The organism is Actinomadura sp. NPDC049382, from assembly GCF_040677125.1.
In the GTDB taxonomy this organism is placed as follows: Bacteria; Actinomycetota; Actinomycetes; order Streptosporangiales; family Streptosporangiaceae; genus Spirillospora; species Spirillospora geliboluensis.
In genome coordinates, this window is record NZ_JBFARO010000021.1 from 81,250 (window position 1) to 106,135 (window position 24,886).

At 74.4% G+C, this 24,886-nt stretch carries 22 protein-coding genes and 2 pseudogenes; 11 read left to right on the forward strand and 13 right to left on the reverse strand.

Annotated elements, in window-relative coordinates; all coding sequences use genetic code 11:
* Window positions 1-35: 35 nt before the first annotated feature.
* Complete coding sequence (locus tag AB0K34_RS15990) at window positions 36-377, forward strand: TraR/DksA family transcriptional regulator (protein ID WP_364549226.1); 342 nt, start codon at window positions 36-38, stop codon at window positions 375-377.
* Between the two features lie 33 nt (window positions 378-410).
* Here AB0K34_RS15990 and AB0K34_RS15995 read toward each other — a convergent pair whose 3' ends face one another.
* Window positions 411-1,238 (reverse strand): methyltransferase domain-containing protein, encoded by an 828-nt coding sequence (locus tag AB0K34_RS15995; protein WP_364549229.1) that lies wholly within the window; start codon window positions 1,236-1,238, stop codon window positions 411-413.
* 338 nt (window positions 1,239-1,576) lie between these two features.
* On the opposite strand from AB0K34_RS15995, the gene AB0K34_RS16000 reads away from it, so the two are divergent.
* From AB0K34_RS16000 to AB0K34_RS16020, 5 genes are all read left to right on the forward strand, one after another.
* Complete coding sequence (locus tag AB0K34_RS16000) at window positions 1,577-2,182, forward strand: sigma-70 family RNA polymerase sigma factor (RefSeq protein WP_138638246.1); 606 nt, start codon at window positions 1,577-1,579, stop codon at window positions 2,180-2,182.
* On the forward strand, window positions 2,179-2,475 hold the full coding sequence (gene rsrA / locus AB0K34_RS16005) for a mycothiol system anti-sigma-R factor (protein ID WP_171069158.1): 297 nt from the start codon (window positions 2,179-2,181) through the stop codon (window positions 2,473-2,475). The genes AB0K34_RS16000 and rsrA overlap by 4 nt, the downstream gene beginning before the upstream one ends.
* Before the next feature lie 60 nt (window positions 2,476-2,535).
* A complete protein-coding gene (locus AB0K34_RS16010) occupies window positions 2,536-3,462 on the forward strand; it encodes an NAD-dependent epimerase/dehydratase family protein (protein WP_301177607.1) in 927 nt (308 codons plus the stop codon).
* Between the two features lie 597 nt (window positions 3,463-4,059).
* Window positions 4,060-5,412, forward strand: a complete 1,353-nt coding sequence (locus AB0K34_RS16015) for an HD-GYP domain-containing protein (protein WP_138638249.1) — start codon at window positions 4,060-4,062, stop codon at window positions 5,410-5,412.
* 11 nt (window positions 5,413-5,423) lie between these two features.
* On the forward strand, window positions 5,424-6,743 hold the full coding sequence (locus AB0K34_RS16020; protein WP_138638260.1) for an HD domain-containing phosphohydrolase: 1,320 nt from the start codon (window positions 5,424-5,426) through the stop codon (window positions 6,741-6,743).
* Between the two features lie 92 nt (window positions 6,744-6,835).
* Here AB0K34_RS16020 and AB0K34_RS16025 read toward each other — a convergent pair.
* The 6 genes and pseudogenes from AB0K34_RS16025 to AB0K34_RS16050 all read right to left on the reverse strand — a co-directional run.
* A pseudogene (locus AB0K34_RS16025) lies at window positions 6,836-8,539 on the reverse strand (cytochrome c oxidase assembly protein); the annotation flags it as partial.
* Between the two features lie 92 nt (window positions 8,540-8,631).
* The gene (locus tag AB0K34_RS16030; RefSeq protein ID WP_301177608.1) at window positions 8,632-9,813 is read right to left on the reverse strand and encodes a cytochrome P450; all 1,182 of its coding nucleotides are present in this window, start codon (window positions 9,811-9,813) and stop codon (window positions 8,632-8,634) included.
* Window positions 9,810-10,406, reverse strand: coding sequence for an ATP/GTP-binding protein (locus AB0K34_RS16035; RefSeq protein WP_364549233.1), 597 nt, complete (start codon window positions 10,404-10,406; stop codon window positions 9,810-9,812). The genes AB0K34_RS16030 and AB0K34_RS16035 overlap by 4 nt, the downstream gene beginning before the upstream one ends.
* A complete protein-coding gene (locus tag AB0K34_RS16040; RefSeq protein ID WP_138638252.1) occupies window positions 10,384-10,740 on the reverse strand; it encodes a DUF742 domain-containing protein in 357 nt (118 codons plus the stop codon). The genes AB0K34_RS16035 and AB0K34_RS16040 overlap by 23 nt, the downstream gene beginning before the upstream one ends.
* The gene (locus AB0K34_RS16045; RefSeq protein WP_240807972.1) at window positions 10,737-11,171 is read right to left on the reverse strand and encodes a roadblock/LC7 domain-containing protein; all 435 of its coding nucleotides are present in this window, start codon (window positions 11,169-11,171) and stop codon (window positions 10,737-10,739) included. Before AB0K34_RS16045 ends, AB0K34_RS16040 begins: the two co-directional genes overlap by 4 nt.
* Window positions 11,168-12,484, reverse strand: coding sequence for an ATP-binding protein (locus tag AB0K34_RS16050; RefSeq protein ID WP_364549236.1), 1,317 nt, complete (start codon window positions 12,482-12,484; stop codon window positions 11,168-11,170). The genes AB0K34_RS16045 and AB0K34_RS16050 overlap by 4 nt, the downstream gene beginning before the upstream one ends.
* Window positions 12,485-12,761: 277 nt before the next feature.
* On the opposite strand from AB0K34_RS16050, the gene AB0K34_RS16055 reads away from it, so the two are divergent.
* On the forward strand, window positions 12,762-13,589 hold the full coding sequence (locus AB0K34_RS16055) for a helix-turn-helix domain-containing protein (RefSeq protein WP_364549239.1): 828 nt from the start codon (window positions 12,762-12,764) through the stop codon (window positions 13,587-13,589).
* Between the two features lie 98 nt (window positions 13,590-13,687).
* Window positions 13,688-14,701, forward strand: coding sequence for a LysR family transcriptional regulator (locus AB0K34_RS16060; protein WP_364549241.1), 1,014 nt, complete (start codon window positions 13,688-13,690; stop codon window positions 14,699-14,701).
* On the opposite strand, the gene AB0K34_RS16065 is transcribed toward AB0K34_RS16060, so the two are convergent.
* Together AB0K34_RS16065 and AB0K34_RS16070 are read right to left on the reverse strand one after the other, a co-directional pair.
* Window positions 14,698-15,501 (reverse strand): hypothetical protein, encoded by an 804-nt coding sequence (locus AB0K34_RS16065; protein WP_364549242.1) that lies wholly within the window; start codon window positions 15,499-15,501, stop codon window positions 14,698-14,700. The genes AB0K34_RS16060 and AB0K34_RS16065 overlap by 4 nt on opposite strands.
* 1 nt (window position 15,502) lies before the next feature.
* Window positions 15,503-16,075 (reverse strand): papain-like cysteine protease family protein, encoded by a 573-nt coding sequence (locus tag AB0K34_RS16070; RefSeq protein ID WP_138638256.1) that lies wholly within the window; start codon window positions 16,073-16,075, stop codon window positions 15,503-15,505.
* A gap of 228 nt (window positions 16,076-16,303) precedes the next feature.
* Here AB0K34_RS16070 and AB0K34_RS16075 point away from each other — a divergent pair, with 228 nt between their 5' ends.
* On the forward strand, window positions 16,304-17,059 hold the full coding sequence (locus AB0K34_RS16075; RefSeq protein WP_364549245.1) for a hypothetical protein: 756 nt from the start codon (window positions 16,304-16,306) through the stop codon (window positions 17,057-17,059).
* On the opposite strand, the gene AB0K34_RS16080 is transcribed toward AB0K34_RS16075, so the two are convergent.
* Entirely contained in the window at window positions 16,961-18,001 is a 1,041-nt protein-coding gene (locus tag AB0K34_RS16080; RefSeq protein WP_364549248.1) for a phosphotransferase, read from the reverse strand. The genes AB0K34_RS16075 and AB0K34_RS16080 overlap by 99 nt on opposite strands.
* Window positions 18,002-18,144: 143 nt before the next feature.
* On the reverse strand, window positions 18,145-20,922 hold the full coding sequence (locus AB0K34_RS16085; RefSeq protein WP_364549251.1) for a tetratricopeptide repeat protein: 2,778 nt from the start codon (window positions 20,920-20,922) through the stop codon (window positions 18,145-18,147).
* A gap of 121 nt (window positions 20,923-21,043) precedes the next feature.
* On the opposite strand from AB0K34_RS16085, the pseudogene AB0K34_RS16090 reads away from it, so the two are divergent.
* Window positions 21,044-22,304, forward strand: a pseudogene (locus AB0K34_RS16090) (FAD-binding protein).
* Here AB0K34_RS16090 and AB0K34_RS16095 read toward each other — a convergent pair.
* Together AB0K34_RS16095 and AB0K34_RS16100 are read right to left on the reverse strand one after the other, a co-directional pair.
* Window positions 22,301-23,479: a HAMP domain-containing sensor histidine kinase gene (locus tag AB0K34_RS16095; protein ID WP_138633176.1), complete on the reverse strand. Its 1,179-nt coding sequence runs from the start codon at window positions 23,477-23,479 to the stop codon at window positions 22,301-22,303. The pseudogene AB0K34_RS16090 and the gene AB0K34_RS16095 overlap by 4 nt on opposite strands.
* A complete protein-coding gene (locus AB0K34_RS16100) occupies window positions 23,476-24,132 on the reverse strand; it encodes a response regulator transcription factor (RefSeq protein ID WP_301177874.1) in 657 nt (218 codons plus the stop codon). Before AB0K34_RS16100 ends, AB0K34_RS16095 begins: the two co-directional genes overlap by 4 nt.
* 154 nt (window positions 24,133-24,286) lie before the next feature.
* Here AB0K34_RS16100 and AB0K34_RS16105 point away from each other — a divergent pair, with 154 nt between their 5' ends.
* Window positions 24,287-24,793, forward strand: a complete 507-nt coding sequence (locus tag AB0K34_RS16105; protein WP_301177875.1) for a hypothetical protein — start codon at window positions 24,287-24,289, stop codon at window positions 24,791-24,793.
* Window positions 24,794-24,886: the final 93 nt, after the last annotated feature.

The window sequence follows — 24,886 nt, forward strand, 5'->3', positions numbered from 1 at the left end:
CGCCTCGGCGGGGGAGGGCGGCTCCAGTGCGAGGAGTGCGCACGACCGTGGACACCGCCGCCGCCCGTTCCCGCCTCGAGGCCATGCTCGTGGATCTGGACCGTTCCATCGCCATTCTTCGCGGCGAGACGCCCGAGCGCGACAGTTCCGCCGCGGACGCCGGGGCCGGTCTCACCGACCACGACCGGGTGGAGGCCGCGCTGGACTCCCTCGAACGCCACCGCGGCCGGGTGGCCGCCGCCCTGGACCGGATCGCCGCCGGCGACTACGGCCGGTGCGTCGACTGCGGCGAGGCCGTCCCGGAGGGCCGCCTGGAGGCCCGCCCGGACGCCGCCCGCTGCATCGCCTGCCAGGGCAGGCGCGACCGCAGGCGCTGACCGGCCGCCCCCTCGCCCCGCGCCCGGCTCCGGCTAGCCGGCCCGGCGGGCGCTGGCGAGCAGGTGGATGCCGAGCGACTCGTCCGTCTGCCGGGCGTTCAGCTCGGTCCGCACCAGGCGGGCGAGTGCGCGGGGCGACTCGCCGAGGACGTGCTCGACCGTGGAGGGCGAGAGCACCGTGCGCGGCCGGATCCACTCGACGTCGAGGCCCGCGTCGGCGAGCAGCTCGCGGAGCTGGTGGGACGAGAACGAGCGGGTGATCGTCCCGTCCGGCCAGGGCACGAGGACGACCTCGGCGCTCGGAACGTCCGACAGGTGCGCCCAGTAGTTGCGCTCGGCGAGCAGCGCCATCCCGAGGGTGAGGGAGTCGACGCAGAGCAGGACGCGGCCGCCGGGGCGCAGCACGCGGGCGATCTCGGCGACGGTGGCCTCGGTGGCGAGGTGCCGGGACAGCACGCGGTTCTCGGCGACCACGGCGTCCACCGAGGCGTCGGCGAGGTAGGGCAGCGTGCCGGAGTCGCCGACCACCGGGACCGGGCCCTGCGGCGGGCGCTCCGCTCCGTCCCGGTGGGCGCCGTCCTGGCGGGCGCGGCCGGGCGGGCGGCCCGGGCGGTCGGGATCGCGCACCTCCAGCACCGCGTGGCCGGCGTCGGCGGCCCGGCGGGCGCTGTGCCCCTGGCCGCCGGAGATGTCCAGCACGCGGGACGGCCGCCGCGGCAGCCACCGGGCGAGCTGGGCGTCCGCCACCGCCCGGTAGAACCTCCAGTAGCTGGCCAGGGAGTCCCCGGCCGCGGCTCCGGAGGTGTCGCGCAGGCTGGCGATGCTGGGCTCGGAAGGTCGCGCCGATGGCACGGAGTGCACCAAATGCTCCTGTTCTCGCCGTCTATGTCACTACCTTCCCCGTCCGGCCCCGATCATCACCCTGAGTGACGCGGCACCGGGTGCGGCGGGGATCCGGCCGGGGCCTCACCCCGGGAATCGGCGGGGCCGTTCCGGTGTTGCACCGTCTCACACGAGCAATACGGAGGTGCGAGCCGATGACGACAGCCGTCGCCGACCAGCAGCGGAGAGCCGGCGCCGCGGCGGCCCGCGGCGACGCGCGGCCACCCGTCCGCGTCGGCCGGCCGCGCGGACCGATATCGTCTGTGGGACACGACGCCGCAGGCCGAGCCAGGGCCGAGGGCGCCACAGCCGAGGGGGTGGGACAGGTACCGGGCACCACGGAGACCGTGGAGCAGCGCCAGGAGCGGTTCCAGCGCGACGTGCTCCCGTTCTTGGATCAGTTGTACTCGGCCGCGCTGCGCATGACGCGCAACCCGGCCGACGCCGAGGACCTCGTCCAGGAGACGTTCGCCAAGGCGTTCGCGTCCTTCCACCAGTTCAAGGAGGGCACGAACCTCAAGGCCTGGCTGTACCGCATCCTGACCAACACGTTCATCAACTCCTACCGCAAGAAGCAGCGCCAGCCGCAGCAGGCCGCCACCGAGGACATCGAGGACTGGCAGATCGCGCGCGCCGAGTCGCACACCTCCAGCGGGCTGAAGTCGGCGGAGGCCGAGGCGCTGGAGCACCTGCCCGACTCGGACGTGAAGCGGGCCCTGCAGGACCTGCCGGAGGAGTTCCGGATCGCCGTCTACCTCGCCGACGTCGAGGGCTTCGCCTACAAGGAGATCGCCGAGATCATGGGCACGCCCATCGGCACGGTGATGTCCCGGTTGCACCGCGGCCGGCGCCAGCTGCGCGGCATGCTGGAGGACTACGCTGAGGAGCGCGGCCTGACGCGCGCCACCAGGGGGTCATCATGAGCTGTGGGAACCACCACGAGACGCCCTGCGACGAGGTCCTCGCGCGGGTCTACACCTACCTGGACGGCGAGCTCGACCAGGGCGGCTGCGGCGAGGTGCGCCAGCACCTCGACGAGTGCGGGCCGTGCCTGCGCGAGTACGGGCTCGAAGAGGCCGTCAAGAAACTGGTGAACAAGTCCTGCGGGTGCGAGCAGGCGCCCACCGACCTGCGCGCCAAGGTGCTCGGCCGCATCGAGGAGATCTGCGGCGAGATCAAGGCGTCCGGCGGGGCCGACAGGTCCGAGAGCGTCTGAGGCCCGCGCCCGTCCCGTCGCGGCCGGGCGCGGGCCCGGCGCTTCGGTATCGTGCTGCGGGTGCTCACACTCGTCACCGGCGCGGCCGGCTTCATCGGCTCCCATCTCGTCGACCGGCTCCTCGCCGACGGCCATGAGGTCATCGGCGTGGACGACCTGTCGTCCGGCACCAACATCCGCCCCGGTGTCGAGATGTGGGAGATGGACGTCGCCGACCCGGCGCTGGCGGAGAAGGTCGCGGTCCGCCGCCCCGAGGTGATCTGCCACCTGGCCGCGCAGGTCAGCGTGCGCGTCAGCGTGTCCGACCCGCTGGGCGACGCCCGCACGAACGTGGTCGGCACCGCCAACGTGCTGGAGGCCGCGCGCGCCGCCGGCGGGCGGAAGGTCGTGGTGACCTCCAGCTGCGCGGTCTACGGGGTGCCGGACGCGCTGCCCGTCCCGGCGGACGCCGAGCTGCGGCCCGCGTCGCCGTACGCGGCCTCGAAGGTCGCCGGCGAGGTGTACGCGGGGATGTACAAGCAGCTCCACGGCATCGACTTCACGACGCTGACGCTCGCGAACGTCTACGGGCCGCGGCAGACGCCCGAGGGCGAGGCGGGCGTCGTGTCGATCTTCACCGACGCGCTGCTGGCCGGCCGTCCGACCAAGGTCTACGGCGACGGCACGCAGACCCGCGACTACGTCTACGTCCTGGACGTGGTCGACGCCTTCGCCCGCGCCGCCGGGGAGGCGGGCGGCGGGGGCCGCTTCAACGTGGGCACCGGGCTCCAGACGACCGACCGGGACCTGCACACGCTGGTCGCCGAGGCGGCGGGCGCGCCGGACGACCCGGAGTTCGCCCCGCCCCGGCTCGGCGACCTGCCCGCGATGTCCGTCGACCCGGCGGCGACGCGCGAGGCGCTCGGCTGGGAGCCGACGACCGCCCTCGCCGAGGGGATCGCCGAGACCGTCGCCTGGGCCCGCGAGCGCGGCGCCGCGCGCGGCTGAATTCGGGCGCATACCCCAAAACACGGGGTTGTCGCTTTGCGGTTATTTCCTTGGGGTGAGTCTTTTTCATCCGAGAGGTACGGTATGGCGTACCGGCGGTGGCCGACGGGGATGAAAAAGACTCGGGTTGGGCGTGCGTTTGCCGATGCACGTGCATTCTGTTGTGCAGTCGGATTGTGCGCTTACGTTGGGTGTATTCACCGGGGCAATTGATCACCTATGGTGACGGTCGGTTCACGCTTTGCTCAGTTTTTCCCTGACGCCTGTGTGACCTGGGCAGTTCGCGTTAGGCTTATGCCGAAATCAGCGACGGGAGCACGTGCGTGCCGATGCAATTCGGGGTATGTGCTCGCCCGGGAAGCCGGGCCCCGCGCCCGGCCCCTCGGAAGGCCGGCCGCGAGGCCGGGACGGCCCGGATCGGCGGGGGGAGGCAAGGAGCCATGCACGAACGCGTGTCGCCGGCAGGACACGGCCGGTGCCCGAGCGCCCCGGCGTCGTCGTTGATGCTGACCAAGGGCGTGTCCTGGGTCTAGGTGCCGGCAGGCGCACAGCACCCCGGCGGCGGCCCGCCATCTCGTCACTCCCCGAGGGGCGGCAATGCGTGGACTTCCTCTCGCTGCCTGGGCGTACGTCAGCGGTGTGGTGGCCGTCGCGGCCGGCCTCATCGCGACCTCGTCCTTCGCGGAGCTGGACTGGGGCAAGCTGGTCGTGCTGGCCCTGCTGTTCCTGGTCTGCGACTCGGCGCCCGCGCGGCTGACCGTCGCGCGCGCCAGGGTGTCGCTGAGCTTCGCCGCGAGCCTGGCCTCGGTGGTGCTGCTAGGCCCCACCGGCGCCGCGCTGCTCGGCCTGGTCGCCGTGGTCACCGGGCAGCGGTTCTTCGCCCCGGTCAAGCGCGTGTTCAACGGCGCGCAGTTCGCGCTCAGCGGCTTCGTCTCCGGGACGGTCTTCGAGCTGCTCGGCGGCGACCGCTTCCACCCGGAGAAGGCCCGCTGGGTCGAGCACGTCATCGGGCCGTTCCTCGGCGCGCTGGTCGCGTTCGTGGTGGTCAACCTGGCGCTGACCGCCGGGGTCCTGCTGCTCAGCCGGCAGGCCGCGCCGCGCGAGCTGCTGCACGAGAGCGGCCAGCTCGCCGTCGGCTGCCTCGGGTACGGCATGGTCGGCCTGCTGATCGCCGGGCTGTGGCCGCGGGTCGGCCCGTTCGCCGCCGTGCTCGTCCTGCTCCCGCTGTTCATCGCCCGCTGGGCGATGGACCAGGCGTACGCGCAGCAGCAGGCGCACGCCGCCACCCTCGCCGCGCTGTGCCAGGCGGTCGAGACCAAGGACTACTACACCCGCGGGCACTCCGAGCGCGTGTCCCGCGGCTCGGTGATGATCGCGCAGGAGATCGGGATGCGCGCCGACCGGGTCGAGGCGATCCGTTACGCCGGGATGCTGCACGACGTCGGCAAGCTCGGCGTCCCCACCAAGGTGCTGCAGAAGAACGGGCCGATGACCGAGGAGGAGTTCGCCGCGATCCAGCTGCACCCGATGCGCGGGCTGGAGATCGTCCGCGAGATCGGGTTCCTGGACGAGGCGCTCGCCGGGATCATGCACCACCACGAGAAGATGAACGGCCGCGGCTACCCGATGGGCCTCGCCGGGGACGAGATCCCCGAGTTCGCCCGGGTCATCTCGGTGGCGGACGCGTTCGACTCGATGACCTCGACGCGCTCCTACCGGGCCGCCCGCAGCATCGAGGAGGCCGTGGCCGAGCTGCGACGCGGGATGGGCGACCACTTCGACCCCGAGATGGTCGAGGCGTTCCTGCGCGCGCTCGACCGCGAGGGCTGGGAGCCGCCCGACCCGGTCGTGCTGCCGGACGACGACGTCGTCGAGACCACCCGGCAGGACCACGACGACCCGAGCGCCCCGCTGCGGGTCACCGGCGGCGACGAGGTGCGGCACCAGTGACCACCGGCCAGATGCCCGCCCGGGAACGGGCGGCGTGGCAGACCATCGACTCCGGCCAGCTGCTGCTCATCGCGACCGCCGGGCTGTTCGTCGTCGTCGCCGTCACCCAGGTCGCCGCGGTCGGGCTCCGGCAGGCCGACATCGCGATCATGTTCGGCGTGCTGATCGCGCTGGGCGAGCTGTTCCGCATGGTGATGCCGGGCAACCGGGAGGTCGCCCCGATCGCCACCGCGGGCGCGATGGGGTACGCGCTGCTGGTCGGCGTCGGCCCCGAGGGCGCCCCGCCGGGCGCGCCGCTCGGCGTCGTCCCGGCCGAGCACTCCGCGCTGCAGGTCGTCGCCGTCACCGCGGTCGGCATGCTGGTCGGCTCGCTGCCGCACATCGCGGTGGGCCGGATGCCGCGGCCGGACGCGATGGCCCGCCGGCTGTTCAACGTCGCCGTCATCGCGCTGTGCTTCCGGCCGGTGCTGACCCTCGACCTCGCCTGGTACCTGCTGCTGGCCGTGATGGGCCTCGTCGTGGTCGCGTCGTGCTTCAGCGACGTGCTGATCGCCGCGGTGATCCGGGCGGAGACCGTCCGGGCGCGGTTCGGCATCGCGCTGCGCGACGAGATCGAGGCGAAGATCGCGCTGTGCGCGGCGACCAGCGCGACCGCCATGCTGATCGCGGTCGCGACGACCGCGATGGGCGAGGCCGCGCTGCTGATCTTCACCGTGCCGATCCTGGTGACGCAGTTCGCGTTCCGCCGGTACGCCGGGATCCGCGCCACCTACCTGGAGACCGTCCGCGCGCTGTCGCGGGTCACCGAGGTCGGCGGCTACGTCGAGGCCGGGCACTCGCGGCGGGTGGCGCGGCTCGCGGTCGCGATGGGCCGCGAGCTCGGCATGGCCGAGGAGGAGCTGCTCGAACTGGAGTACGCGGCGCTGATGCACGACATCGGGCAGCTGTCGCTCGGCGACCCGATCCCGGGCGGCGCGACCGTGCTGGCGTCCCCGGCCGAGCAGCGCCGCATCGCCGAGCTGGGCGCCGAGGTGATCAAGCAGACCGGGGTGCTGGACCGGGTGGCCCACGTCGTGCAGCTGTCCTCGCACCCGTACCGGACGGGCCGCGACCCGGCCGGTGACGCGGGTGGGCAGCGGCCGCTGCCGCCGCCGCTCGCCAGCCGCATCATCAAGGTCGCCAACGCCTACGACGACCTCGTCGGCGACTCCGCCGACCGCGACCGGGGCGCCGCCGTGCTGGAGCGGCTCCGGCTCGACTCGGCCGCCGAGTACGACCCGACGGTCGTGGAGGCGCTCAGCCGCGTCGTCGACCGGCGGCCCCGCCCGTAGTACCGGGTGAGTCCGTAGCGCCGGAGTAGCCCGTAGCGCCGGAGTAGCCCGTAGCGCCGGGAGAGTCCGTGGGCGCCGTGCGCCGCCGTGACGGCGGCCGCGGCGGTCCACAGCAGCAGCGCGCCGAAGTGCTGGTCGTCCAGCGGTGGCGGGCCCCAGGTGCGGCCGAGGTCCTCGTACCAGTTGCCGAGGACGGTCCCGTCCCGCATGAGCGCCACCCCGGCGAGCACGTGCAGCGGCAGCAGGGCGAACGGCACGAGCGCGCCCGTCGCGCCGTGGAAGTACGCCAGCCCGGCGGCGAGGAAGGCGAGCATGGCGAGTGAGTGGAGCGCGTGGTTGCCGAGCGACGGCGGGAACAGCGGCGACACATACCACGCGTAGAGGCTGAGCAGCAGCAGCGGGCACGCGACCGCCGGATGGCTGAGCGCCCGCAGCCCCCGGCTGCCCGCTGCGGCGGCGAGCAGCGCGCGGCCCTCCCCGCGCATGGCCTGGAGCGCGAGCCGCACCGGAGCCCCGTACAGCAGCAGCGGCGGCGCGATGAGCCCGACGAGGACGTGCTGGACGGCGTGCGCGCTGAACAGCACCATGCTGTAGCGGGAGATCCCGCTCGCGGTGGCGAGCAGCAGGACGAGCAGGCCGGCGGCCCACGCCGCGCTGCGGCGCGCCGGCCAGTCCCGGACGCGTGCGACGCCCACCCCGTACAGCACGGCCGCGGTGACGATCAGCACGGCGAACAGCGGATCGACCCACCAGTCGAGGAGGTAGGGGCCGAGCCCGGCCGGGCCGGGCAGCGGGAAGCCGAGCCGCAGCGCGACGACGTCGAGGGTGCCCGGGGCGTTCTCCGGCGGCGGTGTGCGGGACAGCCCGGCGGCGAGCGCCATCGTCGCCGCCATGACGAGGACCTCGACCGAGCCGAGGCGCAGGAAGGGGCGGCGGTTCGCGCCGTCCCGGAGCGCGGGGAGCGTGGCGCGGCGGTGCCACCAGCCGAGGGCGCCGAGCACGGCGAGCGCGGCGCCCTTCGCCACGACCAGCATCCCGTACCGCGACCCGAGGTGGACGCCGCCGAGCCGCACCCAGGCGTTGACCGCGCCGCTGGCGCCGACGACGGCGAACGCGGCGAGCGCGAGGCCGCTGTACCGCTCGGCGACGCGGGGCAGGCCGTCCCGCATGCCGGGCGCGAGGGTGACCAGGGCGACGAGCCCGCCGACCCACAGCGCGGCGCCCGCCACGTGGGCGGCGAGGCTCCAGACGGCGAGCGCGTGGTTGGCGGCGCTCGCGGCGTGCCCGGTGAACAGCGGCGGCAGCATCGCGGCGAGCGCGCCCGCGAGCAGGTATCCGGCGCCGCCCGCCGCGCGGGGCAGGCTCGCCGCGACGGCCAGGGCGAGCGCGGCGGCGAGGACCAGCAGCAGCGCCCGGCCCTGCGGCAGCTCGATGAGCAGCGTCCGCAGCATGTTCCCGGTGACGCCGCCGAGGCCCGTCCCGAAGAGGTCGAGGACGGTGAACACGATCAGCGCCAGCGTGCACAGCGCCCACGCCAGCGCGGTCAGCGACGCTGCGCGCAGGCAGCGGCGGCCGGTGCCGGACGTCCCCGGCACGAACACGGCGGCCACCAGCAGCCAGCCGACCGTGAGGACCGCCGCGACATCGCCGCCGAGCTTGGCGACCGACAGCCCGGTCTTCGTGAGCGCCCCCGCCCGCGACAGGCCGGGGACGGCGGTCTCGCTGAACGCGCCGCCCAGCCGCACCACCAGCGCGAGGACGACCAGCGCGAGCGCGGCGGCGCCGATGGCGAGCATCGTCCGGTCGGTGCGGGCCGCGGGCGGGTCGGGGATCGCCTCAGGTGCCGTCACGGCCGGTGGTATGCGCGCACCCCCGCCGCTGGTTCAGGTCAGCGTGTCTCCGCGGGCGGGAACGTGACCGGCAGGGCGACCAGGGCGCGGTGGAACGGGCCGGGACGCCACTCCAGCGCGTCCCGCGGGACGGCGAGGTCCAGGTCGGGCAGCCGGTCCAGGAGCACCTCGATGGCGGCGGACGCGATCAGCCGGGCGTGGCTCTTGGCCGGGCAGGTGTGCGGCCCGCCGGCGAACGACAGGTGCGCGCGGTTGCCCTTCCGGTCGGCCACCGACCGGGACGGGTCGGTGTTCGCGGCGGCGTAGCCGATCAGGACGGGCTGGTGGGCGGGCAGCAGGTGCCCGTGGAAGTCGATGTCGCGGCGGGGGAACGTCGTCCCGTAGCTGGCCATCGGCGGGTCGGTCCACAGGATCTCGTCGAGCGCGTCCTCGACGGGCATGCTGCCGCCCGCGAGGTCGCCGCCGAACCGGTCGTCCGACAGCAGCAGCAGGATGCCGTTGGCGATGAGGTTCTGCTCCGGCTCGGTGCCGGCGCCGATCAGCAGCGTGAGCTGGTGGGCCATCTCCAGGTCGTCGAGGCCGGCCGGGTGCCGCATCATCCACGACGTCACGTCCGCGCCGGGATTCGCCCGCTTGTAGGCGACGAGCTCGGCGTTGCCCTCGGCGAGCAGCGCGTTGCCCTCCTCGGCGGACACGGCGTCGAAGATGGCGCTCATGCCGCGGACGAGCTTGTCGCCGATGTCGCGGGGGCAGCCGAACATCTGGTTGAACACCAGCAGCGGCAGCGTGCGGGCGTACTGGCCGATGAGGTCGGCCTTGCCGTCGCCCGCGAACCGGTCGATGAGGGTGTCGGCGCTGACCTGGGTGTGCTCGCGCAGCGCCGCCGGGTCGATGCGGTCGAGGCTGTCGACGATCACCGACCGCAGGCGCGCGTGCACGGCGCCGTTGGTGAACAGCGCGTTCGGCCGCGCCATCATCATCGGCAGCACCGGGCAGCTCGGGCCGACCTCCTCCTCCCACACCTCGCTGCAGCGCGGGAAGGTGTCGGGGTCGCGCAGGATCTCCAGCGCGGCCTCGTACCCGATGACCAGCGTCGCCGGGACGCCGGGGGCCAGCTCGACGGGCGCGAGGTCGCCGTGGGCGCGCATCCGGGCGTAGGTGGCGGCGGGGTCCCGGGCGTACTCGGGGCCGTACAGGGGGAAGCGCTCCGGTTCGGTCATGCCGTTTCCGTGTCCAGGGTGAGGAGGTGGTCGACGAGGGAGATCAGCGTCTCGGTGGACGACCTGCGGTCGCGGGCGTCGCAGGTGACCAGCGGCGTGCCGGGCGCGAGGTCGAGGGCCTCGCGGACCTCGCCCTCCGGGAAGACGGGCGAGCCGTCGAAGTGGTTGACGGCCACCGCGTACGGCAGGCCCTGCTTCTCCACGATGTCCATGACGGCGAACGACTCCTGGAGCCGGGCCGTGTCCACCAGGATCAGCGCGCCGAGGGCGCCGCGCGCCAGGTCGTCCCACAGCCGGGTGAACCGCTGCTGGCCGGGGGCGCCGAACAGGTACAGGACGAGGTCGTCGCTGAGGGTGAGGCGGCCGAAGTCCATCGCGACGGTGGTGGTGGTCTTGTCGCGGATGCCGGCGAGGTCGTCCACGGTCGCGCCGGCCTGCGTCATCCGCTCCTCGGTGCGCAGCGGGCGGATCTCCGACAGCGTCCCGACGTAGGTGGTCTTGCCGACCGCGAAGTGCCCCACGATGAGGATCTTGACGGCGGTCCGGACGCTGTCGCGGACGTAGGACGGGTCAGAGGCGAGCGCGGAGCCCATCGAGCACCTCCTGAAGGAGCCGGACCTTCGGCTGCCGGTCGGCGGGCGCGGCGGCCCGGGTGGTGAGGTGCCCGCCGTCGACGAGGTCGGAGAGCAGCACCTTGACGACCCCGACGGGCAGGTCGAGGTGCCCGGAGATCTCGACGACCGACAGGGCGCCGCCGCGGCACAGCTCGACGATCCGGAGCTTTTCCGGGGTCAGGCCCTTGCGCGGCAGGTCGCCGGTGGCGATGACGAGGGTGACGAGGTCGAAGACGTTGCGGGTCGGGTGTGCCCGCCCGCCGGTGACGACGTGCGGGCGGACCAGGGCGCGCTCGTTCCGGCGCGGGGTCATGCGGGACTGCCCGCGCCCGGTCGCGGCGGGCTGGTCAGCTCCTTGCCCAGCCGCTGCACCAGCTCCTGGAGCCGGAACGACACGGTCTCCATGTCGACGCGCTGCGTCGCCGACACCGCGAGGTAGGCGCCGGGGCCGGCGGCGACGAGGAACACGTAGCCGTCGTCGAACTCGTTGACCGTCTGCCGCCAGGTGGTGCCCGCGTCGCCGCAGAACTCGGCGGTGCTGCGGGCGAGCGACTGCAGGCCCGCCATGCCGGCCGCCTGCCGCTCCGCCTCGTCCCGGCCGATCCGCTCGGAGTGCGCCATGAGCAGGCCGTCGGCCGACAGCAGGATCGCGTAGCGGGTCTCCGGCATCCGCAGCGCGTCGTCGAGCATCCAGCCGAGCCGGTTCGTACCGTCGTCCATCGCGCCGTTCCACCCCTCGTTCATGGCCGCAGATCCTTACTGTCAGCGCCGGACCCGGACGGGTCGCCGGACGGCGTCGCGGCGCGGCCGGAGCGCGTGCCGCGCTGCCAGGCGCCGAGGCCGGCGGCGGTCTCCCGCGCCGGCCGGGGCGGTGGCGGCACCGGGGCGCCGCCGGAGTCTCCGGTGTCCGGCGCGGCCGCCGCGTCGCCCTCGGGTTCGGCGGGGCGTTCGGCGACGGCGACGCGGCTGCGCTTGGGCAGCCCGCCGGCCGTTGACGCGCCCGCCGCCGCGGCCGCCGGGAGCTCCGCCGCCGGTGCGGGCGCCCGCTCGTCCGGGATCTCGGTGAGCAGCGCGGACGGGACGAACACCACGGCGCGCACGCCGCCGTAGGGGGAGTGGCTGTCGACCGACACCCGGAACCCGTACCGGGCGGCGAGCACGCCCGCGACCGCGAACCCGACGCGGGGCGGGTCGCCGAGCCGGTGGATGTCCACCGACGCGTCGCCGGACAGCAGCTCCGCCGCGCGCTGCAGCTCGTCGGCGTCCATCGCGACGCCCGCGTCGTCGATGGTGATGGCGACGCCGTTGTGCGCGGAGCGGAAGTTGACCTCGACGGCGGTGTCGGGACGGGAGTGCCGGGCGGCGTTGTCCAGCAGCTCGGCGAGGGTCAGCACGATCGGCTCGACGGCGCGGCTCGTCACGGCGGCGTTCAGCGACCCCTCCAGGTTGACGCGCAGGTAGTCGCGGATGCGGGAGGTGGCGCCGCGCACCACGTCGGTCAGCGAGGACGCCGACCGCTGCTGCCCCGGCCACGACCCGCACAGCACGGCGGTGGCCTGCGCGCGCCGTCCGAGCTGGGCGTTCATGTGGTCGATGCGGAGCAGGCCCTCCAGCACGTCGGGGTCGTCGTGGCGCTCCTGCATGTGCGAGATGGCGAGCTGCTGCTCGTTCGCGAGGCTCTGCACGGCGCGCATCATCGCGCGCAGCGTCGACTTCGCCGACCGGTCGGCGCGCTCCCGGACGCCCGCGGTGGCGCCGGAGAACAGGTCCACGACGGTGCGCATCGCCTGGCCGTACGCGGGGGCCTCGCGGTCGAGGTCGTGCAGCGGTCCGGTGACGCGCACGCCCGGGTTGGTCAGTGACTCCATGAGCTCGGGCAGCCGGACCTCGGCGAGGTGCCGCAGCTCGCGCTCCCGCAGGTCCAGGCCGTGGGCGAGCACGGAGTTCTGCTCGCGCAGGTCGGCGGTCGCCCGCCGCTGGCGTGCCAGCAGGGCGGCGGCGGCGATGCCGGCGCCCGCCACGAGGACGAACGCCGCCGCCAGGAGGAATTGCTCCATCAGATCCTCGGTGCAGAGGGGTTTTCGGGCGAGGTGGACCGGCCGCGGGGCCGGAGGTGGGGGGAGTGGCGCGGAACACGCCACAGGTTCGGCACCGTAGGGCGGTTCGGGGGCGCGTGCTTGTGCCCGCGCGCAAGGAACCTGCCGCCGGGCGCACGGCAAGATCACCGACAGTCTGAATCGCGTTACTTTCCGCTGGAATCAGGTGAATCGGTGGCATCGCGCGTACTACGCTCGGGCGCGCAAGCGATCACCGCTCCGGACCAGGTCCGGCGCGGTGCGGACCGGCGGAAAGGGCCTGCGGGTGGACGACCTCCTCGGCGGGCCGGTCCGGCGCGACGCCTACCGGCTCGTCCTGTACGAGGAGGGCCGCCCCGATCCCGGCGCCGAGGGCTACCGGTTCCTGCTGCCGCTGCACGGCGAGCTGCTCATGCTCGACGGCGCCCGCGAGGCGCGGCTGCGCCCCGGCACGGGCGGGCTCGTCCCGCCGGCCGCGCCGCTGCGGGTCGACCGGCGGCGGCCCGGCCGCGCGCTCGTGCTGACGATCCCGGCGCGCGAGATGGCCGGGCGGCCCAACGTCCCGGCGCTGCCGGTGACCGGCATCGACCTGACCGCCGGGCTCGGCCGCGTCGTCGCCGACATGGTGCGGGCCGTCGGGGAGGAGCGCGACAGCCTGTCCGAGCCGCAGTTCGACGCCGCCTGCGACCGGATCACCGAGCTGCTGTGCCTGCTCGTCGCGGGACGCGCCCGGCCGCCCGCGTCGGGCCACCTCGCGGAGGTGGAGGCGGTGGTGCGCCGGCACGTCCGCGAGCACGCCGCCGACCCCGGCCTCACCGGCACCGCGATGGCGCAGGACCTCGGCTGGTCGCTGCGGCAGATCCAGCTCGCGCTGCAGCGGGCCGGGACGACGCCGCGCGAGCTGATCCGCGAGGAGCGGCTCCGGCTCGTCCGGGACCGGCTGCGCGATCCGCTCTACCGGAACGTCACGATCACCGACCTCGCGCACGCGAGCGGCTTCTCCTCCGCGAGCGCGCTCAGCCACGCGTTCCGCCGCCGCTTCGGCGTCAGCCCGCGCGACCTGCGCCGCGACGCGGGGCCGAGCTGAGCCGGTCGGGCACGGATTGCCATTCCGCCGTCGCCGGACCGGCGCTAGCATGCGGCGGAGAACCAGCGGCACGGGGCGACGACAGGTCAGGAGCGCCCGTGGACCTCGGCCCCCACCATCTGCGGATGATCGAGGCGATCGCCGCCACCGGCAGCATCAGCAAGGCCGCCGCGCGGCTCGGCCTCACCCAGCCCGCCGTCAGCACGATGCTCCGCCGCGTCGAGGGCCACCTCGGCGTGCAGCTGTTCGTCCGCTCGCCGGAGGGCGTCACGCCGACGCCCGTCGGGGCGGAGGTCGCCACCCGCGCCCGCGCCGCGCTCGCCGGCATCGACGACCTCAACGCGGCGCTCGCGCACCGGCTCCCCGCCGCGCCGCCGCTGCTGCGGATCGGGATCCAGGCGTGCCCGGCGCTGACCGGGCTCGGCGAGCACCTCGACGCGCTGCATCCGGAGGCGCGCCTGCAACTGCGGGTCGACCCGGGCGGCGGCCGCATCCTCGCCCTGCTCGGCTCCGGCGCCCTCGACATCGGGCTGTTCCAGGAGCCGGCCGGCCACGACCCGCGCCCGCGCGACGGGCTGCGGCGGCTCGTCCTGGTGGAGCGCGAGCCGCTGCTCGTCGGGATGGCCGCCGCAGGCCCGCTCGCCGACAGACCGGCCGTCGACCTCGCCGACCTCGCCGACCGGGACTGGCTGGACGACCCGCTCGACGACGGCCCGTGGCCCGCCCACTTCCGCGCCGTGTGCGCGGAGGCCGGGTTCACCCCGCGGGTGCGGTACTGGTCGAGCGACTGGCAGATCTCGGCGTCGCTGATCCGGTCCGGGCGCGCCGTCGGCCTCTACCAGCCGACCGCGGCCTCCCGCGACGGGATCGCGTTCCACCGCATCGCCGGCGACCCGCTCGCGCAGCGCGTGGTGCTGATGTGGCGCCCCGAGGCCGAACCGGCGGCGGAGCGGCTGCGCGCAGCATTCACCGGCGTCTACCTGGGCCTCGTCCAGGCCCAGCGGATCTACCGCGAATGGTGGGACGAGCACCCCGAAGCGCACCCGGCACTGCTCGCCGCGCGGGTCCCGGGAGGGGGACCGGCCTCCGGGACCCGCGCGCCGAGCCGCTAGTAGCTGCCCCTGCGCCGCCGCGCCACCGCGATGCCCGCGGCGGTCACGGCCCCGCCCGCGCCGAGCGCCAGGAGGGCCGGCGCCGGGCCCCGATCCGGCACCGGCCCGCGGACGCCGGTCGCCGGCGAGTAGCCGCCGAGCTTCCCGGACCGCTGGTAGGCCGTCCCGGGGAGCTTGTCGGCGTACCGGCCGTGCACGAGCCGCTGGTACGCGGCCACCGTCACGCCGGCCTTCCCGACCGACGTCCTGGCGGTGTCGTTGAGGGCGGTGACCCGGCCGTCCTTCAGCCGGTACCAGGCGTGGATCTGCGGCTCGGTGAACACCGTGCCGCCGTCCGCCCGCGCCGGGTAGGCCGCCTCGTCCGACCCCGAGATGATGTTCATGACCTGCCAGCTCGCGCCGGACCCGGTCAGCCACACCGTCGCGTGCTGCCCGCTCGCCGACGCCGCGCCGACCGCCATGTAGGCGAACGTCGCGACCGGGGCGCTCTCACCCTTCACGAACGCCGGGTTCAGCGAGTAGACCTTCTGCGCCGCTCCCTGGAGCCGCGGCGCCTTCGCCTGGGCCTGCGCCTTCGTCACGGCCTGGTTCGTCAGCTGACCCCGCTGGTGCTGGTCCAGGTGGACGAAGAACTCCGCGAGCCGCTGCTGCGCCGCGGGAGCCTGCGCCGCCTTCGCCGCGGCGGCCTCGTCCGACGGCGGCCCGGCGGCCAGCGCCGCGCTCCCGCCCATCAGCACCGTGCCGGCGATCACCGTGCCGCCGATCACCGCGCCGGCCGCGATCTTCATACTGCCGCGCATCTCAACCCCCGATCCTGGACAGGGCCTGGCCCCATCGGAACTGGTAGTTGCTGACGTAGCTGCTGTAGGACATCTCCCCGTAGCGGGGGCTGGACGGCCACGGGTCGCCGTAGGAGACCGTCTGTCCGGAGTAGCCGTAGATGACCTGGGCGTGGCCGCCGCCGGCCGTCCAGTAGATGCCGGTCAGGATCGGGCGCCGCCCGTTGATCTCGGCCTGCACCGACGAGAGCGACAGCGGCCCGGAGACCTGCCCCGGGGAGAGCCCGAGCGCCTGGAACGCGCGCTGGTCGTACTCCAGGTAGCCGGCCTGGTTCGGGCAGTAGCTCCCGCGCGGGTAGCCGCGCCCGAGGTTGCAGAAGTCGTTCTGGCTGACGTTCCCCTTTCCGAAGAACTGGGCGATGGTCAGCCCGCTGGCGACCCAGCACCACTGGTTCTGCTGCTGCACCTGCTGCGTGATCGGCAGGTCCTGCGCCGAAGCCGCCACGGCCGGCGCCGCGAAGGTGGCCGCCGCCACCCCCGCGGCACCGGCCGCGAGCCACCGGCGTGCCCGGGCGGGTCGGGTACGCGTTCTCATGCTTCCGCCATTTCTCCCGGCGTGGGCCGCGCCCCCCGCGCGACTCCGTGCCGGTGCCGGGGGAAACTCCGGCCGGAAATCCCCGCGCGAGGGACCGAGGAACTCCACAAAAGTCGCACCGCACCCCGAACGCGCGGAAATGCCAGCAGGCCATAACACGCCGCAATACCCGCCGCTCTGTGCCGGACGACCTGGACGCCCCGCCGCCGGCGGCGTTCACTGGGGTGCGTGGACGCACCACTCGACCGCGCGCCCGACCGCGCGCTCGCGACCTGGTCGGGGCTCAACTGCTCCGTGCTCTTCTGCGACGTCGCGGGCTTCGGCGACCCGTCCCGCGACGACGACGACCGCCGCGTCGTCCGCGACGTCACCTACGGGGTGCTGCTGGCCGCGCTGGAGGTGTCCGACGTCCCCGCCGCCGACACCTACCGCGAGGACCGCGGCGACGGCGCCCTGGTGATCGTCTCCCCGGCCGTCCCGACCGCCTCGCTCATCGACCCGCTCGCCGGCCACCTGGCCGTCGCGCTCCGCCGCCACAACCACCGCGCGAGCCCCGCCGTCCGCGTCCAGCTCCGCGTCGCCCTGCACGTCGGCCCCGTCACGCCCGACGCCGAGGGCCTGAACGGCCAGGCCATCATCCAGACCGCCCGCCTCATGGAGGCGCCCGCCCTCAAGACCGCCCTCGCCGAGACGGGCGCCGACCTGGGCTTCATCGTCTCGTCGTTCGTCTACGACGCCTTCGTCGCCCACCTGCACGGCGCGCTCGACCCGCGCGCCTTCGAACCCGTGACGGTCACCGTGAAGGAGACCACCACCGAAGCCTGGATGTACCTGGCGGGCACCACCTCGCGCCCAGCCGCGCGCCCGGCCCCGCCGCCCCAGCGCTCACCGGACCCCGACGGCCCCCAGGGAACCACCGTCTTCCACCACGTCGAGGTCCACGGCGACATGGTCCTCGGCGACAAGACCGTCCACGAGCGCTGACGGCCCGTTCTGCCAGCGCTCCTCGACGCCGCGCAGCAGCCGCGCCCACTTCGCCGGCGACCGCGAGACCGCGAGGTTCCGCACCGCCGTGAACCGGAACAGCCACGCCAGCGCCTCGTCCGTGAGCTCGTGCTCGGTCTCGTCCCGGTAGGCGGCGACGAAGGCGTCCGCGAGGTCCCAGCGCGGCCGGTCCGCGCCCAGGTGCGCCAGGTGCAGCCCGGCGAGCGCGACGTCGTACCACTGGACGTCCCAGTGCGCCCGGTCCCAGTCGACGATCTCGACGACCCGGCCGTCCCGCACGAGGAGGTTCTCGGTCCGCAGATCGTGGTGGGTGAGCCCCCTGGGCCCGAGGTAGAGCCCGACCCGCTCGGCGCTCAACCGGGCCAGCCCGGCCGTGACGGCCTCGATGTGGGCCGGCGGGCGCCCCCGCGCCACCATGTCGTCGACCAGCGGGCCGGCCTGCCGGAGGACCCGGCGCATCGGCCAGTCGTAGACGTGGAGCCGGGTGCGCCCGGTGTCCAGGGACGCCTGGTCGACGGCGCCGGCGCTCCGGTGCACCAGGGCGAGCTTGCGCGCGGCGTCCCTGACCAGGGGGACCGCCAGCCAGTCGGGAGCCGGGTCGTGCTCGGTATGGGAGCGGACGAACCAGCGGTGGCGTGGACCCGCCACGCAGGAATGGCCCTTCCGGGTCTCGACCGGGGAGCGCACCACGGAACTCGCCGCCGTATCGGCGAGTGCCCGCATAATTGCGAATTGCCACTCGAAAGGAACCCGTCCCCGCTCCCTGCGCACCTGGGAGATCAGGTACGTCCGGTCAACGTGCCGGTACAGGTAGTGCAGGCTGTAGTGGCGGCGCGGGGCGCCCAGGAACAGCGGGCGGCGGTGGCCGTAATACCGCCAGAGAATCCCACGGCAAGTGAGAAAACGGTCATTCGGGAGCAAGGCACGTCCCCGGGTGCGACAACAGGCCCCACTCAGGCCTCAGCAGCAAATTGCACCACAGAAGAGCGACCGAAACTCATGAATAGAAAATCCACAACCAGTCGGGAAGGGGTTTTGGGTGAGCCGGCGGGGCGGCGGGCGGGTCAGGGGTCGCCGAGGAGGTGGCTGAGCTGGCGGTCGAGGGCGTCGGCCTCGGCCTCGGTGGCGGCGGCGGCCGGGTCGCCGGCGGCCCGGTGGATGTCGGCGAGCAGGCGGAGCGCCTTGATCTCCTCGTGCTGGACGCCGATCTGCGCCGCGAGGTCGCGGGCCAGGCGGACCCGGACGAGGGCGTCGGCGGGGCGGTCCAGCCGCAGCAGGATCTCGCCGACGTTGCGCAGCGTGACGACCTTGCCGTAGCTGTGGCCGAGGTCGTTCTCCAGGCTCAGGCACTTCTCGGCCGTGCGCAGCGCCTTCCCGGCGATCCCCATCCGCAGGTACACCTTGCTGAGCAGGTCGAGGGAGCCGGCGATGCCGCGCTTGTCGTCGATCGTGTGGCACAGCCGCAGCGAGCGCTTCGCCGCGTTCCGGGCCCGGCCGAGGCGCCCGGCGTTCAGCTCGATCAGGCCGAGCGCGTTCAGGGTGTTGGCCTCGCCGTGCCGGTCGCCGATCTCGCGGCGGATCGCGAGCGAGCGGTTCGCGTCCTCCCTGGCCTCCGTGTACATGCCCATCCGCCGGTAGCAGCGGCTGAGGCTGTCGAGCGCCTCCGCCTCGCCGTGCCGGTCGCGCAGCTCCTGCAGGATGTCGAGCGCCTCCAGGCCCGCCTCGACGGCCTTCTCGTGCCAGCCGAGCCGCCGCCTGATCGTGGAGAGGTACACCAGGGCGTGCCCCTCGCCCTGCCGGTCGGTGATCGTGCGGCGGATCTTCAGCGCCTCCTCGGCGTGGGCGCGGGCCTGGAGGTGGCGGCCGATCCGCATGTAGAGGTAGCCGAGGAAGGCGAGCGTCTCGCCCTCGCCGTGCCGGTCCCCGATCTCGCGGCGGATCCGGAGGGCCTGCTCGGTGGCGGCCTGGGACTCGCGGATCCGGCCCCAGCCGTAGTAGATGCGGGCCATGTTGTCGAGGGTCTCGGCCTCGCCGCGCAGGTCCCCGATCTCCTTGCGGATCTCCAGCGCGTCGGCGGCGCACTCGTACGCCCGGTCGTACTCGCTGAGGCCCTGGTAGCCGCGCGCGAGGGTGTCCAGCGTGGTCGCCTCGGCGTGCCGGTCGCTGATCTCCCGGCGCATGGCGAGCGCCTGCTTGCCGAGGTCCAGGGCCATCCGGTAGTCGCTGAGCTGCAGGTGCGTCCGGGCCATGTTGTCCAGGACGGCCGCCTCCCCGTACCGGTCCTGCAACTGGACGCTCAGCTGCAGCGCGGGCGCCGCTTCGAGCAGCGCCTCCTGGGTCTGGCCCAGTTCCCGGTAGAGGACGGAGATGTGGTGGTGCATGAAGAAGCGGGCGAGCGGGTCGGCCCCGCGCTGCGCCGCCTCCAGCCCGGCCCGGTGGACCGCCAGGTTCTCGTGGCAGTAGCGGCGCAGCTCGAAGAAGTCGTAGACGGCGTCGGCGAGCTCCCAGGTGAGCTGGTCCCAGTGCAGGCGCGCGACCTGCCGGGTCAGCTCGGTGAGGTTCTGCTGCTCGGCGGCGAACCATTCGAGGTGGCGGGCCCGCTCGGCGGGGTCGGGGTTCACCGGCGGCGCGGTCAGCTCCTGGCGGATCGTCCGGCGGTACCGGTCGAGGAACCGCCCCGCCTGCTGGGCCGTGGTGAGGTACCACATCGCGAACCGCCGGATGGCGGCGGTGCGGACGACGGGCGGGTCCTCCTGGAGCGCCCGGTCCCGCGCGTACTCGCGGAGCAGTTCGTGCAGGTGGTGGCGGCCGCCGCCGATCGCCTGGACGAGCCCGGCCGTCTCCAGCTCGTCGAGCAGGCGCCGGGCGGCCTCCGGCGTCGTGCCGAGCAGCGCGCCGACGGCCCCGGCCGCGACGTTCGGCCCCTCGACGAGCCCGAGGAGCCGGAACGCGCGACGCCGGTCCGGGGCGAGGCCGCGGTAGGACAGGTCGAACGCGGCCTCGACGGCCTCGTCCGGGTCCTCGCCCGCCGCGAGCTTGGCGAGCCGGTCGCCCTCCGCGAGCGCGTCCACGGTGTCGGCCACCGACTGGTGCGGGCGGGTGGCGAGGTTCGCGGCGGCGACCCGCAGCGCCAGCGGGAGCCGCGCGCACATCCGCACCAGCTCGGCGGTGGCGCCGGGCTCGCGCCGGGTCCGCTCCCGCCCGGCGACCTCGCCGACGAGGTCGCGCGCCTCCGCCGGGGACAGCAGGTCGAGCGCGGTCGCCCGGGCGCCGCAGCGCGCGACCAGCGCGGTGAGCCGCCGCCGGGCCGTGACGACCACCACGCACGACGACGTGCCCGGCAGCAGCGGGTACACCTGCTGGGCGGACGCGGCGTCGTCCAGCACGATCAGCGCCCGCTTCCCGGCGAGCCGGGACCGGTAGAGGGCGGCGAGCTCGTCCTCCTCGACGGGCAGCCGGCTGGACGGGACGCGCAGCGTGCGCAGCGCCTGGCCGAGGGCCTCGCGGGGGGCGACCGGGCCCCGCCGCGCGTAGCCGCGCAGGTCGATGAAGAGCTGCCCGTCGGGGAAGTGCTCCGACACCAGGTGCGCCCAGTGCACGGCCAGGGCGGTCTTCCCGATGCCCGGCATGCCGGTCAGCGCGATGATCACGGGGGACTGCCCCGGCGGTTCGATGAGGGCGTTGAGCCGGTCGAGGACGTCCCGCCGCCCGGTGAACCCCGGCACGTCCAGCGGGAGCTGCCGGGGCGGGCCCTCGGCTTCGGGGGGCGGCGCCATGTGGACGTGCTTGTCACCGGAGACCAGGTCGCCCTTGGCGTTCGCCTCGCCGAACAAGGTCGTCATGCCGGCCCTCCGCGGTTAGATCGACCTGGTTTTCACCGTAACGTGCGAATCGTTCGGAAAATATGGACAAATACACAAGTGGCCATTATGGGAAGGGCTACGCCGGAAGTACGGTGCCGTTGTGGATCAACGCGGAGGTGCGCGCCTCAGGAATTGGGCCGGGAACGTCGGCTACGGCGCCGCGCAGGTGCACCGGCCGGAGTCCGTGGACGCGTTGCGCCGCGTCGTGGCGGACGCGCGGCGGGTCCGGGCGCTCGGCAGCGGGCATTCGTTCAGCCTGGTCGCCGACACCACCGGCGACCTCGTCCGGCTCGACGGGCTGCCGGCGCAGGTGGAGATCGACACCGCCCGGTCGACCGTGACGGTCGCGGCCGGGATGCGGTACGCGGACGTCGCGGTAGAGCTGCACCGCAAGGGTTTCGCCCTGCCGAACATGGCGTCGCTGCCGCACATCTCGGTCGCCGGGTCCTGTGCGACCGGCACGCACGGGTCGGGGGACGGCCTGCGCTGCCTGTCCGCGTCCGTGACCGCGCTCGAACTCGTCGGCCCGGACGGCGACCTGCGCGAGCTGCGGCGGGACGCCGACGCCGGCTTCCCCGGCGCGGTCGTCGCGCTCGGCGCGCTGGGCGTCGTCACGCGGCTGATGCTGGAGGTCGAGCCCGCGTTCGAGGTCGCGCAGAACGTCCGGCTCGGCGTCACGCTGGACGACCTGGCCGCCCGGTTCGACGAGGTCTTCGGCGCCGCCTACAGCGTCAGCGCGTTCACAGGGTGGCGCAGCGGCGAGGCCACGGTGTGGCTCAAATGCCGCGCGGGCGCGCCGGAGCCGGTGTGGGGCGGCGGGCGCGCGGCGAGTGCGGCGGTCCACCCGGTGCCGGGCATGGACCCGGCGGCCTGCACCGTCCAGCTGGGGGGAGCCGGGCCCGTGGCACGAGCGGCTGCCCCATTTCCCGCCCGAGCTGACGCCGAGCGCCGGACGGGAGCTGCAATCGGAGTGGTTCCTGCCCAGGGAGGCGGCGGGCGCGGCGATCGCGGAGGTGCGCGGGCTCGCCGGCGTCCTGACGCCGGTGCTGCACATCTCCGAGATCCGCACCGTCCGCGGCGACGACCTGTGGCTGAGCCCGGCGTACGGCAGGGACTCGGTGACCTTCCACTTCACCTGGCACGACGACCCCGCCGGGGTGCTGCCCGCGGTCGCCGCGCTGCAGGAACGGCTCGTCCCGCTGGGGGCCCGGCCGCACTGGGGCAAGCTCAGCACCACGCCCGCCGGGGAGGTCGCCGCCCGCTACGACCGCGCCGCCGATTTCGCCGCGCTGGCGGGCGAGCTGGACCCCGGCGGGAAGTTCCGCAACGCGTTCGTGGACGCGCTGATCCCGCGCGGTTAGCCGCCGGGCAGGGCGACCGTGATGGCCAGGCCGCCCTGGGCGCGGGGGACGGCGCTGACCGTCCCGCCGTGCGCCCGGACGATCGACTGGACGATCGAGAGCCCCAGCCCGGCGCCCTTCGCGGTGACGACGCGGTCGCCGTCCAGGCGCCGGAACGGCTCGAACAGCGCCGGGATCTCGTAGGGCGGGACGGACGGGCCCGAGTTGGCGACCTCCAGGACGGCGCGGCCGTCCTCGGTGCGGCAGGCGACGCTGACCCAGCCGCCCTCGGTGTTGTGGCGCAGGCCGTTCTCCAGGAGGTTCTGCACGACGCGTTCGAGGAGGAGGGCGTCGCCCGACGTCATGGCCTCGGCGGCGTCGGTCTCGACGGCGATGCCGGTCTCCTTGGCCTCGGGCGCGGTCTGGGACGCGACGTGGGCGACGACGTCCGCCAGGTCGACGGGCGCGCGGTGGGTGATCTCGTTCTCGGAGCGGGCGAGCAGCAGCAGGCCGCCGATGAGCCGCTCGTGCCGCGCGTTGATCTGCAGCAGGGTCTCGCCGAGCTGCCGGACGTCCGGGGACGCCGACGCGCGGTGCATCGCGACCTCGACCAGGGCGCGGCCCAGCGTGAGAGGCGTGCGCAGCTCGTGCGAGGCGTTGGCGACGAAGCGGCGCTGGCCGTCGAAGGACCGGTCGAGCCGCTCCACCATCGTGTCGAAGGTGTCGGCGAGCTCCTTCACCTCGTCGCGGGGGCCGGTGAGGGCGATGCGCTCGTGCAGGCCCCGGTCGGCGGCGGGCGAGCCGGCGATCCGCCGGGCGGTCTCGGTGACGCGGTGCAGCGGGGACAGCACCTGGCCCGCGATGAGCCAGCCGAGACCCGCCGCCGCCCCGCCGACGACGAGCAGCGCGATCGACCCCTGCGTCACCAGCGACGTGATGGCGGCGTCGCGCAGCTCGGCCCGCTGCTTCTTCATCCAGCCCTCGGTGTCGGCCAGCAGCTGCTCCTCCGGGACGCGCCGCTCCGGAGCGGGCGTGGTGCCCGGCGCCGGGGCCAGCCGGGTCGCGAGGACCTTCGTGCCCGAACGGGACAGCTGCTGGTTGAACAGGGCGTAGGTCACCCCGAGCAGGACGACCCCGGCGACGAGGAACAGGCCGCAGTAGGTGAGGGTGAGCCGGGCGCGCAGCGACAGCTTCATGGGATCCGGTACCCCGCTCCCTTGACGGTCTCGACCACGGGCGGGTCGGCGAGCTTGCGGCGCAGCTTGAGGACGGTCAGCCGGACGGCGCCGGTGAACGGGTCGGCGTGCTCGTCCCACGCCTTCTCCAGGAGCTGCTCGGCGGAGACGACGGCGCCGTCCGCGCGCAGCAGTTCGGCGAGGACGGCGAACTCCTTGCGGGCGAGCGGCACGTACCGGCCGTCGCGGAACACCTCGCGGCGCGCCGGGTCCAGGGTGATCCCGGCGCGGTGCAGCGTCGGCGGCGCGGCCGGCCGGGACCGGCGGCCGAGCGCGTGCACGCGGGCGGCGAGCTCCGGGAACGCGAACGGCTTGGTGAGGTAGTCGTCGGCGCCGAGCCCGAGGCCGCCGACCCGGTCGGTGACCTCGGCGGCGGCGGTCAGCATCAGGATCCGCGCCGCCGCCCCGGCCCGCACGACCTCCCGGCACACCTCGTCGCCGTGGACGAGCGGCAGGTCGCGGTCCAGGACGATCACGTCGTAGTCGTTGACGCCGGTGCGCTCCAGCGCCGCCGCGCCGTCGTAGGCGAGGTCGACGGCGTGCGCGTCGTCCCGCAGCCACTCGGCGATCGCGTCCGCGAGCAGCCGCTCGTCCTCCACCACCAGAACTCTCATCGCTCCTCCTCCGAGGGGTGATGCTGCCCGACGGCGTGTTTCGTCGCCGTTAGCCGCCGGCTCCGCGGACGCGGAAACGCGGGGGAAACGTCCGGCCGGGTTGCATCGCTCGGCATCGGCCGGAACGGCTCCGGCCGGCGGACGAGGAGGAGACATGCGACTGCGGATCCTGGCGGCGCTGCCGCTCGCGCTGGCGCTGGCGCTGACCGGATGCGGCTCGGACGGCGGCGGCGACACCGGCGTGGCGTCGGCGGGCGGCGCGAAGCAGGAGGGCCCGGCGGGCGGCGGCGCCAAGCCGAACCTGGACGAGCTGGGCGTGAAGTTCGCCCAGTGCATGCGCGAGCACGGCGTGGACATGGACGACCCCCAGCCCGGCAAGGGCGTCCAGCTCAAGGTCAAGGGCAACAAGGAGACCGTCGACAAGGCGATGGAGGCGTGCCGGCAGTACAACCCGCAGGCGAACGCCACCGGCGCCCCCGACCCGCAGATGCAGGAGCGGGCGCGCAAGCACGCCGAATGCATGCGGCAGCACGGCGTTGAGGCGTTCCCCGACCCGAAGCCGGGCCAGCGCGGCATCCGGATCGACGCGAAGGTCGGCGAGGACCCCGACTTCGAGGCCGCGCAGCAGGAGTGCCAGAAGATCCTCCAGGGCGGGAAGTGATGGGCGGGACGGCCGTGGACGAGAGCGCCCCGGCGCGGGCCGGACTGTCGGTCCTGCTGGAGCTCTCGTTCCTGCGCGGGCGCGACAAGCTGG

Excerpts from the sequence above, each read along its gene's own strand:
- rsrA (WP_171069158.1), top strand. The coding sequence starts at position 2,179 with ATGAGCTGTGGGAACCACCACGAGACGCCCTGCGACGAGGTCCTCGCG.
- AB0K34_RS16015 (WP_138638249.1), top strand. The coding sequence starts at position 4,060 with ATGCGTGGACTTCCTCTCGCTGCCTGGGCGTACGTCAGCGGTGTGGTG.
- AB0K34_RS16020 (WP_138638260.1), top strand. The coding sequence starts at position 5,424 with ATGCCCGCCCGGGAACGGGCGGCGTGGCAGACCATCGACTCCGGCCAG.
- AB0K34_RS16030 (WP_301177608.1), bottom strand. The coding sequence starts at position 9,813 with ATGACCGAACCGGAGCGCTTCCCCCTGTACGGCCCCGAGTACGCCCGG.
- AB0K34_RS16035 (WP_364549233.1), bottom strand. The coding sequence starts at position 10,406 with ATGGGCTCCGCGCTCGCCTCTGACCCGTCCTACGTCCGCGACAGCGTC.
- AB0K34_RS16040 (WP_138638252.1), bottom strand. The coding sequence starts at position 10,740 with ATGACCCCGCGCCGGAACGAGCGCGCCCTGGTCCGCCCGCACGTCGTC.
- AB0K34_RS16045 (WP_240807972.1), bottom strand. The coding sequence starts at position 11,171 with ATGAACGAGGGGTGGAACGGCGCGATGGACGACGGTACGAACCGGCTC.
- AB0K34_RS16050 (WP_364549236.1), bottom strand. The coding sequence starts at position 12,484 with ATGGAGCAATTCCTCCTGGCGGCGGCGTTCGTCCTCGTGGCGGGCGCC.
- AB0K34_RS16065 (WP_364549242.1), bottom strand. The coding sequence starts at position 15,501 with ATGCGCGGCAGTATGAAGATCGCGGCCGGCGCGGTGATCGGCGGCACG.
- AB0K34_RS16070 (WP_138638256.1), bottom strand. The coding sequence starts at position 16,075 with ATGAGAACGCGTACCCGACCCGCCCGGGCACGCCGGTGGCTCGCGGCC.
- AB0K34_RS16085 (WP_364549251.1), bottom strand. The coding sequence starts at position 20,922 with ATGACGACCTTGTTCGGCGAGGCGAACGCCAAGGGCGACCTGGTCTCC.
- AB0K34_RS16095 (WP_138633176.1), bottom strand. The coding sequence starts at position 23,479 with ATGAAGCTGTCGCTGCGCGCCCGGCTCACCCTCACCTACTGCGGCCTG.
- AB0K34_RS16100 (WP_301177874.1), bottom strand. The coding sequence starts at position 24,132 with ATGAGAGTTCTGGTGGTGGAGGACGAGCGGCTGCTCGCGGACGCGATC.
- AB0K34_RS16105 (WP_301177875.1), top strand. The coding sequence starts at position 24,287 with ATGCGACTGCGGATCCTGGCGGCGCTGCCGCTCGCGCTGGCGCTGGCG.